Annotated in this window: 15 protein-coding genes; 12 read left to right on the forward strand and 3 right to left on the reverse strand. The window is 44.0% G+C overall.

Translation table 11 applies throughout. The features are described from left to right. The first annotated feature begins 13 nt into the window (after positions 1-13). From rpsD to V7Q33_RS14050, 7 genes are all read left to right on the forward strand, one after another. A complete protein-coding gene (gene rpsD / locus V7Q33_RS14020) occupies positions 14-619 on the forward strand; it encodes a 30S ribosomal protein S4 (protein ID WP_331979757.1) in 606 nt (201 codons plus the stop codon). A gap of 26 nt (positions 620-645) precedes the next feature. Then, positions 646-1,635, forward strand: coding sequence for a DNA-directed RNA polymerase subunit alpha (locus V7Q33_RS14025; RefSeq protein ID WP_331979759.1), 990 nt, complete (start codon positions 646-648; stop codon positions 1,633-1,635). A gap of 6 nt (positions 1,636-1,641) precedes the next feature. Further along, on the forward strand, positions 1,642-2,172 hold the full coding sequence (rplQ, locus tag V7Q33_RS14030; protein ID WP_331979761.1) for a 50S ribosomal protein L17: 531 nt from the start codon (positions 1,642-1,644) through the stop codon (positions 2,170-2,172). Between the two features lie 155 nt (positions 2,173-2,327). Then, positions 2,328-3,425, forward strand: a complete 1,098-nt coding sequence (gene carA, locus V7Q33_RS14035; protein WP_331979763.1) for a glutamine-hydrolyzing carbamoyl-phosphate synthase small subunit — start codon at positions 2,328-2,330, stop codon at positions 3,423-3,425. A 60-nt stretch (positions 3,426-3,485) separates the two neighbouring features. Beyond that, complete coding sequence (gene eno / locus V7Q33_RS14040; RefSeq protein WP_333820226.1) at positions 3,486-4,763, forward strand: phosphopyruvate hydratase; 1,278 nt, start codon at positions 3,486-3,488, stop codon at positions 4,761-4,763. Positions 4,764-4,920: 157 nt separating this feature from the next. Beyond that, on the forward strand, positions 4,921-5,211 hold the full coding sequence (locus V7Q33_RS14045; RefSeq protein ID WP_331979767.1) for an FtsB family cell division protein: 291 nt from the start codon (positions 4,921-4,923) through the stop codon (positions 5,209-5,211). Between the two features lie 78 nt (positions 5,212-5,289). Continuing rightward, entirely contained in the window at positions 5,290-5,847 is a 558-nt protein-coding gene (locus tag V7Q33_RS14050) for a hypothetical protein (RefSeq protein WP_333820227.1), read from the forward strand. Here the strand turns inward: V7Q33_RS14050 and V7Q33_RS14055 are convergent. Beyond that, entirely contained in the window at positions 5,844-6,920 is a 1,077-nt protein-coding gene (locus tag V7Q33_RS14055; protein ID WP_333820228.1) for an Ldh family oxidoreductase, read from the reverse strand. The two genes, V7Q33_RS14050 and V7Q33_RS14055, sit on opposite strands and share 4 nt — an antisense overlap. Positions 6,921-6,971: 51 nt before the next feature. Further along, on the reverse strand, positions 6,972-9,215 hold the full coding sequence (locus tag V7Q33_RS14060) for a PAS domain S-box protein (protein WP_333820229.1): 2,244 nt from the start codon (positions 9,213-9,215) through the stop codon (positions 6,972-6,974). A 184-nt stretch (positions 9,216-9,399) separates the two neighbouring features. Here V7Q33_RS14060 and V7Q33_RS14065 point away from each other — a divergent pair, with 184 nt between their 5' ends. From V7Q33_RS14065 to V7Q33_RS14075, 3 genes are all read left to right on the forward strand, one after another. Next, positions 9,400-11,019: a DUF4139 domain-containing protein gene (locus V7Q33_RS14065; RefSeq protein WP_333820230.1), complete on the forward strand. Its 1,620-nt coding sequence runs from the start codon at positions 9,400-9,402 to the stop codon at positions 11,017-11,019. A gap of 223 nt (positions 11,020-11,242) precedes the next feature. Then, positions 11,243-13,225 carry a TonB-dependent receptor plug domain-containing protein gene (locus V7Q33_RS14070; protein ID WP_333820231.1) on the forward strand — a complete coding sequence of 661 codons (1,983 nt, stop codon included), beginning with the start codon at positions 11,243-11,245 and terminating at the stop codon, positions 13,223-13,225. A 5-nt stretch (positions 13,226-13,230) separates the two neighbouring features. After that, a complete protein-coding gene (locus V7Q33_RS14075) occupies positions 13,231-13,740 on the forward strand; it encodes a YfiR family protein (protein WP_331983010.1) in 510 nt (169 codons plus the stop codon). Between the two features lie 31 nt (positions 13,741-13,771). Here V7Q33_RS14075 and V7Q33_RS14080 read toward each other — a convergent pair whose 3' ends face one another. After that, entirely contained in the window at positions 13,772-14,566 is a 795-nt protein-coding gene (locus V7Q33_RS14080) for a glutaminyl-peptide cyclotransferase (protein ID WP_331983008.1), read from the reverse strand. 118 nt (positions 14,567-14,684) lie between these two features. Here V7Q33_RS14080 and V7Q33_RS14085 point away from each other — a divergent pair, with 118 nt between their 5' ends. Both V7Q33_RS14085 and V7Q33_RS14090 read left to right on the forward strand, forming a co-directional pair. Next, positions 14,685-15,515, forward strand: coding sequence for a phytanoyl-CoA dioxygenase family protein (locus V7Q33_RS14085; protein WP_333820232.1), 831 nt, complete (start codon positions 14,685-14,687; stop codon positions 15,513-15,515). 53 nt (positions 15,516-15,568) lie between these two features. Beyond that, complete coding sequence (locus tag V7Q33_RS14090; protein WP_331983004.1) at positions 15,569-16,426, forward strand: phosphate/phosphite/phosphonate ABC transporter substrate-binding protein; 858 nt, start codon at positions 15,569-15,571, stop codon at positions 16,424-16,426. Positions 16,427-16,435 lie beyond the last annotated feature (9 nt).

Here is a 16,435-nt window from a genome sequence, read left to right on the forward strand (position 1 = left end):
AAATCTAAATAGAATGGCACGATATACAGGCCCAAAGGTTAGAATATCAAGACGATACAATGAGCCTATCTTAGGTGATAACAAGGCTCTGCAAAAGAAGAACTATGCTCCTGGTCAGCATGGTCGTGGTAAGAAGCGTAAGCAATCAGAATATGCTACGCAGCTTGCTGAGAAGCAGAAAGCTAAGTATATCTACGGTTTGCTGGAGAGACAATTCGCTAAATTGTTCGATGTAGCAACCCGCAAGAAAGGCGTTACGGGTGAAGTATTACTTCAGTTGTTGGAGTCACGTCTGGACAACACGGTTTACCGCCTGGGCATCGCACCTACAAGAAGAGCTGCACGCCAGCTTGTGCTTCATAAACACATCCTTGTAAATGGCGAAGTAGTAAATGTACCATCATTCTCTTTGAAGCCGGGCGATCTGGTAGGTGTTCGTGAGCGTTCCAAGTCTTTGGAAGTAGTAACAAACAGCCTGTCAATTCAAGGTGCTAAAAAATATAACTGGTTAGAGTGGGATAACAGTGAATTCGTGGGAAAGATCATTAACTTACCTCCACGTGAAGATATCCCGGAAAATATCAACGAACAGTTGATCGTTGAATTGTACTCGAAGTAATTTTAACAGTTAATCCAACTAAGACTATGTCAATATTAGCATTTCAAATGCCAGAGAAGGTTGTAATGGAAAAGTCTGATGATTTTCACGGACTCTTTACATTCAAGCCTCTGGAAAAAGGATATGGAGTTACGATTGGCAATGCGCTGAGAAGAATTTTGTTGTCCTCTCTGGAAGGTTATGCCATCACTGGTATCAAGATACCGGGCGTATTGCATGAGTTTTCAACAATCGAAGGTGTAGTAGAAGATGTAGCGGAGATTATTCTGAACCTGAAAATGGTTCGCTTTAGAAAGGTATCTGATAACTTCGATAATAAGATCACTGTTAATATTAAGAAACAAAAGCAGTTCAAAGCTGGCGATGTAGCAAAGTTTACTTCTGCTTTTGAAATTCTGAATCCGGAACATGTGATCTGCAATCTGGATGAGTCTGCACATTTCGAAATCGAATTGACGATAGAAAAAGGAAGAGGTTATCTTCCTGCGGAGGAAAATAAGCCTGCGGAACAGGTTTTCGGGTTCATTCCGATCGATGCAATCTTTACGCCTATTAAAAACGTGAAGTATAGCGTTGAGAATACCCGTGTGGAGCAGAAGACTGACTACGAAAAACTCGTGGTTGATATCGAAACAGATGGTTCTATCCACCCTGAAAAGGCACTAGAAGGAGCTGCTTATATTCTAATTAAGCACTTCGCATTGTTCTCAGATAAGTCAATGGAACTTGAGACTGGCAAAGATGCTGAGGTAGAGCAGGTAGATGAAGAGATGCTTCATATGCGTAAACTGTTGAAGACTCCGCTGCATGATCTCGATTTGTCGGTACGCGCTTACAACTGCTTGAAAGCAGCTGATGTGAAGACACTTGGTGACTTGGTTGAGCTTGAGATTTCTGACATGATGAAATTCAGAAACTTCGGTAAGAAGTCACTGGCAGAATTGGAACAACTTGTAGCTGAAAAGAACCTTACCTTTGGTATGGATCTCAGCAAGTATAAATTAGATGAGGATTAATATATCATGAGACACGGTAAGAAAGTCAATCATTTAGGAAGGAAAACAGCGCACCGCGAAGCCTTGCTTTCAAATATGGCTTCATCGTTGATCCTTAACAAGCGGATCACTACGACTGTAGCTAAGGCTAAAGCGCTTAGAAAATATGTAGAGCCGCTGATCACCAAGGCTAAGGATGACACAACACATTCAAGAAGAACGGTGTTCTCGTACCTTCAGAACAAAGAATCTGTAAAGACTTTGTTCGGAGAAGTAGCTGGTAAAATTGCTGAACGTCCAGGTGGTTATACACGCATTATTAAGCTTGCTGATACTCGTGTTGGTGATAACGCAGAAATGTGCCTCATCGAACTCGTAGATTTCAATACCCTCTACACTAAAGATGGTGCTGCGAAGAAAGCTAAGACTCGCAGAAGTCGCAGGGGAGGTAAAAAAGAAGGTGCTGAAACTACAGCAGCAATAGAAACTTCAGAAGCTCCCGTAGCAGAAGTAAAAGAAAAGAAGGCCAGAAAGACTTCTAAAAAAAGCGAAGAGTAGTGTTTGAGAATCTCATATACAAGAAAAGGATTGAGCGAAAGTTCAATCCTTTTTTTTTGCCCGCAATTTCCTGGAGAAAGAGAAGTATGCAGTCAGGGGAACTTGCGCAACTTTCTGTTTTAATCATGAATTTCTAATGTATTTTTGTCACCGCAATGCAGAAAAAAGCTTATTTACTTCTTGAAGACGGCCTCCTGGTGGAGGGTACAGCCATCGGAAAAATCGGGACATCTGGTGGAGAGATTTGTTTCAACACCGGTATGACCGGATACCAGGAGATCTATACCGATCCTTCATATTACGGTCAGATCATCGTTAATACCACTTCGCATATCGGAAATTACGGTGCCAGGGATGAGGAGCAAGAATCGGTAGGCGCTCAAATTGCCGGTTTGGTGGTGAATGACTTTGCAAAAGAATTCAGCCGTAAATCGGCAAAGGAAAGCCTGCAAGGTTATCTTGAGAAGAAAGGGATTGTGGGGATTGCAGATGTGGACACGCGCATGCTGGTGCGCTATCTGCGAAGCAAAGGAACCATGAACGCTATCATTTCGTCAGAGCTTGCTCCTGAGAAGCTCATGCAGGAAATTAAAAAGGTTCCGTCTATGGATGGTCTTGAGTTGTCTTCGATCGTAACGACCAAAGAAGCATACTTTGTAGGAGATAAAGATGCTCCTATAAAGGTAGCAGTGCTGGATTTAGGTATCAAGAAAAGCATAGTAGAAAACCTCGCTTCAAGAGGTTGCTATTGCAAAGTATTCCCTGCGAAGACTTCATTTGATGAGATGGCAGCATGGAAGCCAGACGGGTACTTTATCTCAAATGGCCCTGGCGATCCTTCGGTAATGGATTATGCTATCAAGACGGTAACCAAAACACTTGACTCAGATAAGCCTGTATTTGGCATCTGCTTAGGGCACCAGTTGCTGGCACTTGCTTCGGGTGTATCGACTTATAAAATGCACCACGGTCACCGTGGGTTGAATCACCCGGTAAAGAACCTCATTACGGGTAAAGGTGAAATGACCTCTCAGAATCATGGTTTCGCGGTGAGTGAAAAAGACATTGAGAAAAATCCAAATGTAGAAGTAACGCACGTGCATTTGAATGATAACACAATCATGGGTATTCGCAGAAAAGATAAGAAAGCTTTCTCGGTTCAATATCACCCGGAGGCTTCACCCGGTCCTCATGATTCACGTTACCTCTTCGATGATTTTGTTGCCATGATCAAAGAAGACGCGAAGAAGTAAACGTGAGCGTGCTGAATAAAACTAGACTAAATTCTACAATCCAATAAATCTTAAATTACTATGAGCTTAATTGAAAGCATTCATGCCCGGCAGATTCTTGACAGCCGCGGTAATCCTACCGTTGAAGTTGATGTTGTAACAGAATCTGGCGCATTTGGCCGTGCTGCGGTTCCATCCGGTGCCTCTACCGGGAGTCATGAGGCAGTTGAACTTCGTGATGGCGATAAGAAAGTATATGTTGGTAAAGGTGTATTGAAGGCTGTTGAAAATGTGAACACCAAGATTGCATCTGAAATTGTAGGGTTTGATGTGTTCGATCAGAATCTGCTGGATAAGATCATGCTCGAGCTTGATGGTACAGCAAATAAAGGAAACCTTGGAGCAAATGCTATTCTCGGTACTTCACTGGCCATTGCTAAAGCTGCTGCTGCTGAAGCTGGTATACCGCTATACCGCTACATTGGTGGTGTAAGTGCCAATACACTGCCCGTGCCGATGATGAACATCCTGAACGGTGGTAGCCATGCTGATAACTCAATAGACTTCCAGGAATTTATGGTAATGCCAGTAAAGGCTGATACATTTTCTGAAGCATTGCGCATGGGGACAGAAGTATTCCATACACTGAAAAAAGTTCTTCACGATCAGGGTTTGTCTACAAACGTAGGTGATGAAGGTGGTTTTGCTCCTAACATCAAGTCGAACGAAGAGGCGATTGAAGTTGTGTTGAGAGCGATTGAAAAAGCAGGCTTCAAGCCAGGTGAAGATATATTTATAGCTATGGATGCAGCCAGCTCTGAATTCTTCGATGCTGCCACCAACACCTATACATTTAAAAAATCCGATGGTAAAAAATTAAGCTCTGCTGAAATGGTTGACTATTGGGCATCATGGGCTGCCAAGTATCCGATTATCTCTATCGAAGACGGTATGGCAGAAGATGACTGGACAGGTTGGAAAGGCCTTACCGACAAGATCGGTAAGAAGGTACAACTTGTTGGTGACGACTTGTTTGTAACAAACGTTACTCGTCTGCAAGACGGTATCGACAAAGGTGTTGCCAACTCAATCCTGGTAAAAGTAAACCAGATCGGTTCACTTACTGAAACAATCGCAGCCGTAAATCTTGCGAAGCGTAATGCTTACAAGAGCGTAATGTCTCACCGCTCAGGTGAAACTGAAGATAGCACGATTGCTGATCTCGCGGTGGCGTTGAACACTGGCCAGATTAAAACTGGTTCGGCTTCACGTTCAGACCGGATGGCGAAATACAATCAACTGATCCGCATTGAAGAAGAACTTGGTGAGGTAGCATACTTTCCTGGTAAGAAATTCTAATCTGCGAACAGGCAAGTACAGGAAGGCCGGAGCAACACGCTTCGGCTTTTTTCGTTTCACAAAGAGATGAACATGCGCTATACACACACCAGGATATAGGAGAAAGATTAATGAATAACTTTTTTTCCTATCTTAGTATCACTTTTTAAACTTCTATATGCTTCAGAAACTGCCAAAGCCGTTTCGTAATTTTTATATACTAACGGCCCTTGTATTTTTTCTTTGGATGTTGCTGCTGGATCCCAATAATCTGATTGCACGGTTCCAGCTACGATCCAAATTACGCTCGCTTGAAAATGAAAAGGAGTATTACGATGAGAAAATCAAGGAGGTGGAGAAAGACCGGGATGAGCTCTTTGGAGATCGTGAGTCTATTGAAAAGTTTGCCCGTGAAAAATATCTGATGAAAAAAGAATCTGAAGATATTTTCATCGTGCAGGAAGAATAATTACCGCAACTATAGTCTTGCGATAGGGGATAAGGTCATGTTAACTGTCTTGGATTAAACGTCTTCACGACTAGATATATGAAAAAGACTTTGATAACCTTGCTCGCCATGTCAGTGTGCACATTCGCTATGGCACAATGGGGCGAAGAAGAGATGAGTGACAAGCCAACACTGCGCGAACGACTGTTTACAGGTGGTGGATTCGGCCTTAGCTTTTCCAATTACTATGACTTTGTTTCAGTATCACCGTTAGTTGGCTATAAAATCACTCCGAAGCTGGCAGCGGGTGTACAAGTGCAATATCGGTACACCAAGTATAAACAGTTTACGCCCAAGTTCTCTACGAACGACTATGGCATTAGCCCATTTGTGCGCTATAGTATATATGCACCTATATTTCTGCAGGCAGAGTATGAATACCTGAATTACGAATATCCGATCACGACCAGTGAAAGCATTCGCAAGACCTATAATAGTTTTCTTGCCGGTGGTGGTTTCTTTCAGCCGATCGGCAGGCATGCAGGCTTCTATGCTGTAGCGATGTATAACTTCAGCTATAGGGCTGCTAACTATGGTGAAGTTACTCCTTACAACAGTCCATTGGTGTTGAGAGTGGGAGTAACAGCCGGATTCTAGAACGCTATACCAAGCTTTGCTCCAAGTTGTTCTAAATCTTCTACTACTTTAGGATTTAAAGGTATACCTTCTTTCAGGCGTAAAGCATGTGTTTCTCTTTCCGGATCTCCGGGTATAAGCACACGTTCTTGACCTTCAACAGGCTTGGCACTGCGGAAGCGGTTTATCCAGTTATCCATGTGCTCTTTAAATTCACCGGCAGAACGAAATGCATCGATGCGCATGGCCCCAAAGAAATGGCCGATGCCTTCGCCCACCGGATCACTCGGAGGACTGAGAAACGCTACGAATGGCGGAACCCACGGCCCATAATTGGCACCCGATAGAACGGCAGAGAATATATCTACCCACGCCCCGAGGCAATATCCTTTATGACTTCCATGTTCACGATCGCTTCCCAGCGGAATTAATGCTCCGCCACTTTTGGTTTCATTTGGATCGGTAGAAGGCTTACCATCTTTAGTTTGTACCCAACCAACCGGGGCATTCTGATTTTTGCGCTGTAATATTTCAAGCTTGCCGTTCGCAGCGGTTGTAGTAGCAAAGTCTGCTATAAAAGGAGGTTGTTTGTCGGCTGGTATAGCAATAGCAATGGGGTTTGTGCCCAATAACCGTTCTACTGAAAATGTAGGGGCTACCAATGGACTCGCATTCGTCATGGCGATGCCAATCATATCGTGTTCGAGCGCCATCATAGCATGATGGCCGGCTATACCAAAGTGATTGGAGTTTCTTACTGATACCCAACCGGTGCCTGCGGTCTTTGCTTTTTCGATAGCAATAGACATTGCTTTCGGTGCCACTACCAATCCCAAACCACTGCCCCCATCGACAACCGCTGTACTGGGCGATTCGTGTACGATGCGAACATCAGGTTGGGCATTTACGCGCTTCGCTTCCCACAGTCGAACATATCCGGAGAGTCGTGCTATACCATGCGAATCAATACCACGTAAATCGGCATGCAGCAATACTTCTGTTGCCAGTGTTGCTTCTTTTTCTGAGCAGCCAATGTGTTTGAAGATAGCATGTGTAAATGCCTGCAAAGATGCCAGTGAAAAAATCTTATCCATAGAAATTCAGCTCGGCAAATATAGGCTTCTTCACGTGAGAATAATAACGCATTATGCAGGCATGTTTGTAATGGCAGGAAAGCTCACTGTAAAGGTTGTTCCTTCGCCAGGCTTGCTGGCTACATCAATGGTGCCGTTCAACGCATGTACCTGTGTGCGGACCAAATATAGCCCAAGGCCCTTTCCTTCTACATCGAGATGAAAGCGTTGGTATAGCGTGAAGAGCTTATGACCGAATTGTTCAAGATCTATACCCATACCATTATCACGTATTTCGAAACCTGCATGCGTATTCGTTTTGAAACTCTGTATTTCAATAATGCAAGGCCGATCGACAGCACGGTACTTGATGGCATTCGAAATAAGATTATAAAGGATACTATGAAAGTAACTTTTGATGGAAAAGAAACTTAGTATCGGTGTGAAGTCTGCCCGGATCGTTACGTTATTGTTGATGATCTGTAATGACAAAGCATCGCGAATGGACTGAAAGATGTCTTGTATATTTACCCACTCCTTTAATTGATAATGATCGCTGCGTATTTCCAGTATTTTGGTGAGATCGTGTATTACATCATTCAATTTGCTTACCGATGAGAAGAGATGCTGTAGCAATAACCCAAGTTCCTGGTTAGTAGTAGGATGTAAGTTTATCAGCTGTGCCAGACCCAGTATCGTAGCAACAGGGCCGCGAAGATTATGTGAAGCAATAAAAGAGAATTGAAGTAAATCGTTATTGTGATTAACCAGTTGCTGAAGAAGTTTACTCTTTTCTTCTTCCTGCTTTTTACGCTGACTAATGTCTTGCCCGATACAGATCAATGAATTATCGGATAGTCGTATGCTGCACCAACTGATATCGATGAGGTGACCTTCTTTTGTCATGGTCTTGAAATCCTGCCAATGTCCTTTACCGGTTTGCATAAAGTCAGCAGCGTCTTTGCGTACGGCATCATCCGGAAATATATCTCTCAGTACATCTCCCTCCGATAGTTCGTGGGTTGCCTCGTGCAGCGTGTTCTCCCAAAAGCCATTGGTAAATTTTACCAGTCCATCCGGAGCGAACAGTATAATAATAAGCGGTAAACTATCGATCAGTCGCTGGAGTGTTTCTTTTTGTGTGATGAGTTCGTGCTCGGCAAATTTCCGTTGGGTTATGTCGGTAATGATGCCATCGAGGCGTATGGGTGAACCGGTATAATCTTTTGTTAACCAGATGCGGCTGATAACCCATTTATGCTTGCGTTGCTTGGTAAGTATCCGGTGCTCGATTTCCAGATAATGATTGCTCATTAACTGAGTGTGCATATTGGAAATAACAGTTTGTTCATCACCTACAACCATGGTGTCTCGCAGCAGGTTGTCATTTTCATAAAATTCTTGTGGAGAGTAACCATAGATTTCTTCGGCAGCGTTGTTTACAAAGTCGATTGTAACGTCTTCACCTTTCCCATTGAAGTGTGCAGACCACACCATATCTTTCAGCGTGCTCAAAATGCTGTTAAGCTTTTGCTGGCTTTGACGTACCAGTTCTTCTGCCTGTTCCTGTATCTTTTCCTGTGCGGCCGAGAGCTGATCATTTGTAGAAAGTAATTCCTCATTGGTAGTAACCAGCTCTTCGTTCATGGTCGTAAGTTCATGGTTGGTATCATCCAGTTGATGGGTGCGTTCTCTGATCTTCTCTTCCAACGTCATGTTAAGTTCGTGGAGACTTTGTTCAAATTTTACCCTTTCTGTTACATTGTGCGATAAAATCAGCTCTGCCCGTTTGCCTTCCCAATCCATAGCGTAAGACGTAATCTCCACCCATATTAATTCTCCATTTTTACGAAGATGCCTCCAGATACCCGATGAGTAAATGCCCTGCGGTATATTTCGCACCGCCTGTTGCAGCTTGGGTATATCCTCCGATGGCCGTATATCTTTGATAGTCTTTGACAGAAATTCTTTTTCACTATATCCGTATTCGCGAACAGCGGCTTCATTTACTGCGAGAAATGACAAGGTATCAAGATCGTATACCCACATGGGGTTAGGATTTTTTTGAAAGAGTTTTCCATACTCTGTGGCGCGTTGTTGCAACGCTTTGTAAAGCCGGTTGATAAATATATATAATACAACTGCTGAAACGGTGATGAACGCTAACCGGAGCCATGCCTGTATCGTGTTGATATGTCTTTCGGATTCTTTATCAAAATAAGAGTTTAATACAACTGTGCTAATATAGATCCAGCCCAACCCCAGCAGAGCATAAACAATGGCAATTTTGAACGGCTGCCCTGATTTTTTTACCATTTCATCAACTATTTAATGGATACGCCAAGGGGTGAGTATGCGGGCTTGTATGCCTTAGAAAAGATAACGATTTCTTATTAATTTATCTGTGTTGAATCGTTCGGATTGCGTGTTGCCAGATTTTTTTGATTTTTTGTATGGAAAACTTTCCAGACCTGCATCTTGCTAAAAAATCAAACCATATATGAATAAAGCCATGTTAGGGTTCGTGTTGCTGTTGAGCTATCCGCTTGCCGCGCAGCAACAGAAGAACGTAGAATCGAAGATCGATAATGTAACAGTATTTCTGAATAAAGCACAAGTAGAGCGGGAAGCACGGACACACGTGGAAGCGGGGAAGACCGATCTTATTGTAACGGGACTGCCATCCTCGCTCGATGCACAAAGTATACAAGTAGCCGGTAAAGGTAATTTTATCATTCTCGGTATAGCCCATCAGCAGAATTATCTTAATGAGCTGAACGTTCCGAAGATGTTGCGTTCATTAAAAGATTCACTGGAATATTTGCAGCGCCAGGCAACATTAGAGCAGGCTCAAAAAGAAATCCTCAATAAAGAAGAACAAATGCTGCTGAGCAATCAGAAGATCGGTGGTGCAAACCAAAACCTGACTGTTGCCGAACTAAAAGGTATGGCAGATTTTTATCGTCAACGCCTGGGAGAGATAGCAGTGTCTAATCTCAAACAGGGCGACAAGATCAGGAAGATTAATGAACGTATTGTTAAACTTCAGCGTCAGATCAATGAGCAGAACGAACTGTATGCACGCAACACCAGCGAGATAGTGGTAAGTGTTTCTGCAGATGCACCCGCTACAGTAGCATTGGATGTACGTTATGTGGTAGCCAATGCAGGCTGGCAGCCGGTATATGATTTGCGCGCTGTTGATACAAAGAGTCCGGTGCAGTTGCGTTATAAAGCCAATGTATACCAAAGTACAGGCGAGGATTGGAAGAGTGTAAAACTGAAACTCTCCACCGCCAACCCCAACCTCGGAGGATTGAAACCTGAACTATATACCTGGTATCTGGATTGGGAACGCCCGGAACCCAAATATAGCTACCAACCAATGAAATATAAGGATGCGCGCTCAGCCGCTCCTGCCGCTGCCATGGAGAAGATGGAAGAAGAAGTAGCCATGGATGCTGCTTCTGCAGGGACTACTGCCGATTTTGTAAACACACTGCAAACAACACTGAATACTGTATTTGATATAGCATTGCCTTACACGGTAGCTTCGTCCAGTAAACCTACCGTTGTGGATATTAAAAATCACGAGCTGAAATCGGACTATGAATATTCGGTAGCACCCAAACTGGATGCTGATGCCTTTCTGATGGCGCGCGTTACCGGTTGGGAAGAATTTAGTTTGTTACCGGGCGAAGCCAACGTATTCTTCGAAGGAACGTTTGTAGCCAAAACATTCATCGATCCCAGCAGTATAAAAGATACACTGTCGGTTTCCCTCGGCCGCGACAAGCGCATTGTGGTGAAACGTGAGAAACTGAAAGATTTTAGCTCGCGCAAAGCGATTGGCTCCAACCAGCGCGACAGTTACGCTTACGAAATATCCGTTCGTAATACAAAAGCAGAACCCGTTAAGATCATCGTAGAAGATCAGATTCCGGTTTCGCAGAACAGCCAGATTGAGGTGACTACAACGGATGCAGGAGGAGCGAACGTAAACAGTACTACCGGCAAACTTGTGTGGGAAATGAATCTGCAACCCAACCAGGCAAAGAAAGTGGTGTATAAATTTGAAGTGAAGTATCCGAAAGGAAGAACGATTCCAATGCTGTACTGATCCAGTATAAAACCCTATATACAAGGGATCGTATCGGGTATAGCCGGTATGGTCCCATTTTTATTTGTAGTAGATATAGGGGAAGTTTTGGAAGTAAAAAAATAGTATTATTTTGGGAGTCGATAAGAATAAGTATTCTGATCACTACCTGTAAATAAACTTTAATTTTTGGCCTCAATATATAGGTAGCGGCCAGGAATTATAACAACCCAGTCCTAATTGTATGCAATGGAGGTACCTCTACTCGCTTTCCCTTTTTCTTTTATTTTCCACATCGCTCGCTGCCCAGGATCTTGATTCACTTCTTAATCTGAATGCATTTACGGCCGAAAGTGACTTGCAGAAGATACTCAACAAAAATGTTGCTGTATCCACGCAGAAGCTTTCATCGCGCGAAACTCCGGGCATTATCAGTATAATTACTTCGGAAGAAATTCAGAACAGCGGAGCACGCGATCTCATCGATGTGCTACGCCTGGTGCCTGGTTTTGATGTGATGCAAGACCTTCAGTTTGTAATGGGTATAGGCTTGCGGGGAAGCTGGGCGAATGAGGGCAAGGTGCTGGTAATGATGGACGGCCAACCCTTCAATGATCTGTTATATCAATCAGTAGCTGTAGGTAATCGCTTTCCGGTAGATGCTGTGGAACGTATCGAGATCATACGCGGCCCCGGCTCTGCTATATATGGGGGTTCAGCCGAATACGGTGTGATCAATATCATTACAAAAGCTGCCGAGAGTTTGAATGGCGTAACCGTATATGGCACCGGAGGCTTTCATGCGGATGCTATAGGGCGAACAAATTTTGGCGTAATGGCCGCACAGAAATCGGACGTGCTTTCGTGGGACTTCTCAGCGTTTAAAGGCTCCGGTATTGTAAGCGATCAGAAACATCACAACGATAATATTCAGGGAACATATACTAATCAGAATCTGTCCAAAGTATCGAAGGCTGATCCTACGAATATCAACGTAGGGTTAAAGTATAAAGACCTTTCCTTCCGTGCGATGTACGAAAACTTTGAAACATCCGATCCGTTGGTGTTTGTCTCCTTCAAAAATCTCTTTACCGACCTGCGCTATAACTGGAACATCAGCAACAAACTGAAGCTCACACCGCAGGTAAAATTTTACCGTCAGATACCGTGGTCGTACGGATCGAAGGAAACCAATACTCCCGACTTCGAGGCTATAGCTACCCGCCTGTATTCGCAGCTGGATGCGCAGTACAGTTTGTCGCGTAAGACTAACGTGAATTTTGGAGGTATATATTTTGGCGATCATGGCGATTATCGCACGGTGCTCAGTACATTTTCAGGAGAGCGATCGCTCACACTTTCAAACTTTGCATTCTATGCGCAAGCTCTTTTCAAGCATCGTTTGGCCAATACTACCCTCGGGTTCCGTTACGAGAAGAACAACCGTTACGGTGGTGCGTTTGTACCGCGTCTCGCGCTCACCAAGAAGATTGAGAACTTCCACTTCAAAGTACTCTATAGCCAGGCCTTCCGGGCGCCTTCTTTGCAAAACATTAACATCGCATTAGGAGGAAAAATAAAACCGGAGAAGTCGGATGTGTTTGAAGTTGAGCTGGGCTACCAGTTTACACCGGAGATGCTACTGGCCGTAAATGCTTTCAGCATCAGCACGCGTAATATCATGATTTATAATTCTACCGGTGATGGCGAAGATTTTCAGGAGTGGTATGAGAATTTCCACAAGAGCGGAAGCAAAGGCATCGAGTTTGTATACAGCGTTCGCCAGAAAAGCTGGTACGCCCATGTAACCTATTCTTTCAGCCAGGCTATAAAAGGCAACACAGTAGATATATACCATGTGCCACAAACCGATAAGCAAAATGTTGGTTTCCCTTCGCACAAGATCACGTTGAATACCAACTTCAACCTTACACCAAAACTTACCTTCAATCCAACCTTTATCTATGCCAGCAAGCGTTATGCTTACACAACAAAAGATGCTGATGGCAACGCAGTAAGTACAGCACTTGATCCATACCTCATTGTCAATGCATTCGTGAACTATAAAAATATACTGCCGGGTCTTACAGCAGGAACGGGTGTATACGATATACTCAATGAGCACCCAGCTATACCCCAGGCCTATAACGGTGGTTTTGCTCCTATTTCCGGGCGAAGCCGCGAATACATTGTAAAACTGTCTTACCAGATCAACTTTACACGATAAACGATATGCGGACCCTCAGATACTATATACTCTTTGCCGTTGTGCTGGCTTCGTCATCCTTAAAAGCACAAACTACCAACTATCAGGTATATTCGCTGTTTGTGATAAACATTGCCAAGTATTCATCCTGGCCGGAGTTGAAGGGTGAGATACACATTACCGTGTTCGGCAAGTCGAAGATATTTGACGAACTGATGAAGCAAAATGGGAAGAATGTAAACGGCCAGATCGTAAAAGTAAATCAGGTAGATAATCTCGCAGAGATCAGCCAACCTCATATTATATTTCTGGCCGATGGTCGCAGTGGTGCTTTGGAGGACGTATTGAAAGTTACGCAAGGGAAGCCGGTAATGGTGATTAGCGAACGCGAAGGACTTTTCAAGAAAGGTGCAGGCTTCAGCTTTGTAGTGATGGAGAACAGCACACTCCGCTTCGATATCAACAATACCGAACTCGAAAAGCGACAAATCAAAGTATCTAAAAACCTTTCAGCACTGGCCAATGCATCTATCTGAATATAGATGCATGGCTATATAAATGTTTTTTTTACTGCAGACGAACCAGATATGCTTTCGGCCACAATTTGCCGGTGATTAAAAGTGCTTTTGAATTGGCATCATAAGCAATGCCGTTCAATACATCGGCATTGGGATACATCGCCCGAATCTCATTCCCGATAGGAGAGAAGTCAAGCCGGCCTACAACCTTGCCGCTGTTCGGATCGATCTTCAGTATCCAGTTCGTCTCGTATACATTCGAGAAAATATATCCGTTTATATACTCCAGCTCGTTGAGTTTTTTCACGCGCGTTCCCCCATCCATCACGGTAATGGTTCTTACGGGTTTGAGTGTTGTTGTATCAAGAAAGTATATCTTTTCGCTGCCATCGCTCATGATCAGATTTTTGGAATCATTTGTAATGCCCCAGCCTTCTGTATCGTAGGTAAATTCGCGCAACTGTTTATAGGTTTTGGCATCGTATACAAAACCCACTTTGTTCTGCCAGGTGAGCTGGTATATTTTGTTGTTCATTACCGTAATACCTTCACCGAAATACTGGCCGGGCAAGTTTACTTTTTTATCGTGTTGCCCCGAGCCGGGGTTTACTTCCGCAATCCAGGAGCGATTATTCTGGCCCGTGCTTTCGAGGATCTTGTTCTGGTAAATCGTTAATCCCTGTGTATATGCTTCAGCATTGTGAGGCAATGTGCTGATGATAGAATACTGCATGGCCAGACTATCGCGCGTGGTTTCAGTCTCTGCTTCTTTTTTCTTGCTGCACGATGCCAGGGCGATGATGCATGCAAACACAACGGAAAGACCGAGAAAATGATTTTTCATTCGCATTCAGTGAATTTTACTTCGAAATGAAATAAAATTATTGGTAACTCCAAAAGGAGTTTGCCACACCGGCGATAGGCTCTTTGAAAACAGCTGGTTATATTTACTAATCAGACGTATGACCCCGCATACTGATCGTCACCCATTTCTGCGGGAGTTGGAAACTCCCTATCTGCTGTCTGCAGATGCCGTGCGCTTTTATCGCGACAAAGGCTATATAAAATTAAAGGATGTGTTCAGCAAATTGTTGTTAACATGGTATGGTGACATCATCACCGAATGGGTATTTCAACTGAATACACTTACCAAGCCGATGGAAGAGCGCACTACGTATGAGAAGGCTTTTCTACAGGTAATGAATATGTGGCGTGAGCACGATGCCATTCGTGAGTTTGTGTTCAGCAAGCGACTGGCACGGATTGCTGCAGAGCTTATGGGCGTGCAGGGCGTTCGGCTATACCACGACCAGGCTTTGTATAAAGAACCTTCCGGAGGTATTACACCGTGGCATGCCGATCAGTTCTACTGGCCGCTGTCGAATGATAATACGATCACGGTGTGGATACCGTTGCAGGATACGCCCTTGGAGATGGGGCCGCTTGCCTTTGCTGAATCGAGTCAGCATGTAGCAATAGGCCGCGACAAGGAGATCAGCGATGAAAGCGAAGCCATGCTCGCAGAAGCTTTGAAACAATTTCCCGTCCATGAAACACCGTTTGAGTTAGGCGAGATAAGCTTTCATTCCGGCTGGACCTATCACCGGGCTGGCGTAAACCGATCGGCCAGGCCACGCAAGGTAATGACGATGATTTATATGGATAAAGATATCCGGGTGATAGAGCCTACGAATAGCTACCGCATGAATGATTGGAAAACATGGCTCGATGCGGTGCCAGTTGGATCAGTAGCCAATAGCAAATTAAATCCTATATTGTATTCCGCCGGATAAGAAAACTACCGGATACAGATTTGTATATATACTCCTCAACCGTTATACACCACATGAAAAACGCCACCCTCCTGCCTGCCCTGTTATTTTGCTGCACATTGTTTGCCCGGGCGCAAACCGTAATCAACTTCTATCTGACGCCTTCCATTTCTACCGAGCTGCTCAACAAGAATGGAACTTTCATCAAAGAATTTCTGGAGAAAGAAACCGGCATGACCATCAAGCTGATCATACCCGCGTCTTACGATGCCATGGTAGATTACTTTGGCGAGAATGGTTCTTCGTTTGCCATCATGAGCAGCCAGAGTTATATACTGGCCAATAAAAAACATGGCGCGGTGGTGAAACTTCGCACGGTGCGATTTGGCCACTCGGTATACTATGGACAAATACTGACGCGGGCATCGTCTGGTATAAAGTCGGTAAAAGACCTGCAGGGCAAAACCATTGCCTATACCGATGAGCTTTCTACATCGGGTTACTTATATCCCCGCAAAATATTGGAGCGAAACAAGGTTCAACCCGCCAAAGAAATTTTTGCCAAGAAGCATGATGAAGTTGTGCGACTGGTATATGAAGGCAAAGTAGATGCCGGTGCTGCATTCTATTCTCCGCCAGCCACCGATGGCACCTTGCGCGATGCGAGGGTTCGTTTAAAAGATAAATATCCGGATGTTGATCAGAAAGTGATCACGTTGGTAAAAACCGATGCTATTCCCAACGACCCCATTGTGTTTTCCAGGAACTTTGATGAAGAAGCTGCGCGCAAATTATACCTGGCACTGGTGAAGCTTGCCAAAGAACCCAAAGGCAAACAAATGCTGATTGACCTCTATGGAACAGAAGGTTTTGTAAAAGCATCGGATGCCGACTATAATTCACTGCGACAGGTCATGGGTATTACCCGATAATATTCCTTG

Origin of the sequence: Ohtaekwangia sp. (assembly GCF_036786105.1) — a bacterium.
Classification (GTDB): Bacteria; Bacteroidota; Bacteroidia; order Cytophagales; family Cyclobacteriaceae; genus Ohtaekwangia.

What these genes read in the sequence shown, in the direction of transcription:
- rpsD (WP_331979757.1), top strand. Translation starts at nt 14, where the DNA reads ATGGCACGATATACAGGCCCAAAGGTTAGAATATCAAGACGATACAAT.
- V7Q33_RS14025 (WP_331979759.1), top strand. Translation starts at nt 646, where the DNA reads ATGTCAATATTAGCATTTCAAATGCCAGAGAAGGTTGTAATGGAAAAG.
- rplQ (WP_331979761.1), top strand. Translation starts at nt 1,642, where the DNA reads ATGAGACACGGTAAGAAAGTCAATCATTTAGGAAGGAAAACAGCGCAC.
- carA (WP_331979763.1), top strand. Translation starts at nt 2,328, where the DNA reads ATGCAGAAAAAAGCTTATTTACTTCTTGAAGACGGCCTCCTGGTGGAG.
- eno (WP_333820226.1), top strand. Translation starts at nt 3,486, where the DNA reads ATGAGCTTAATTGAAAGCATTCATGCCCGGCAGATTCTTGACAGCCGC.
- V7Q33_RS14045 (WP_331979767.1), top strand. Translation starts at nt 4,921, where the DNA reads ATGCTTCAGAAACTGCCAAAGCCGTTTCGTAATTTTTATATACTAACG.
- V7Q33_RS14050 (WP_333820227.1), top strand. Translation starts at nt 5,290, where the DNA reads ATGAAAAAGACTTTGATAACCTTGCTCGCCATGTCAGTGTGCACATTC.
- V7Q33_RS14055 (WP_333820228.1), bottom strand. Translation starts at nt 6,920, where the DNA reads ATGGATAAGATTTTTTCACTGGCATCTTTGCAGGCATTTACACATGCT.
- V7Q33_RS14060 (WP_333820229.1), bottom strand. Translation starts at nt 9,215, where the DNA reads ATGGTAAAAAAATCAGGGCAGCCGTTCAAAATTGCCATTGTTTATGCT.
- V7Q33_RS14065 (WP_333820230.1), top strand. Translation starts at nt 9,400, where the DNA reads ATGAATAAAGCCATGTTAGGGTTCGTGTTGCTGTTGAGCTATCCGCTT.
- V7Q33_RS14070 (WP_333820231.1), top strand. Translation starts at nt 11,243, where the DNA reads ATGCAATGGAGGTACCTCTACTCGCTTTCCCTTTTTCTTTTATTTTCC.
- V7Q33_RS14075 (WP_331983010.1), top strand. Translation starts at nt 13,231, where the DNA reads ATGCGGACCCTCAGATACTATATACTCTTTGCCGTTGTGCTGGCTTCG.
- V7Q33_RS14080 (WP_331983008.1), bottom strand. Translation starts at nt 14,566, where the DNA reads ATGAAAAATCATTTTCTCGGTCTTTCCGTTGTGTTTGCATGCATCATC.
- V7Q33_RS14085 (WP_333820232.1), top strand. Translation starts at nt 14,685, where the DNA reads ATGACCCCGCATACTGATCGTCACCCATTTCTGCGGGAGTTGGAAACT.
- V7Q33_RS14090 (WP_331983004.1), top strand. Translation starts at nt 15,569, where the DNA reads ATGAAAAACGCCACCCTCCTGCCTGCCCTGTTATTTTGCTGCACATTG.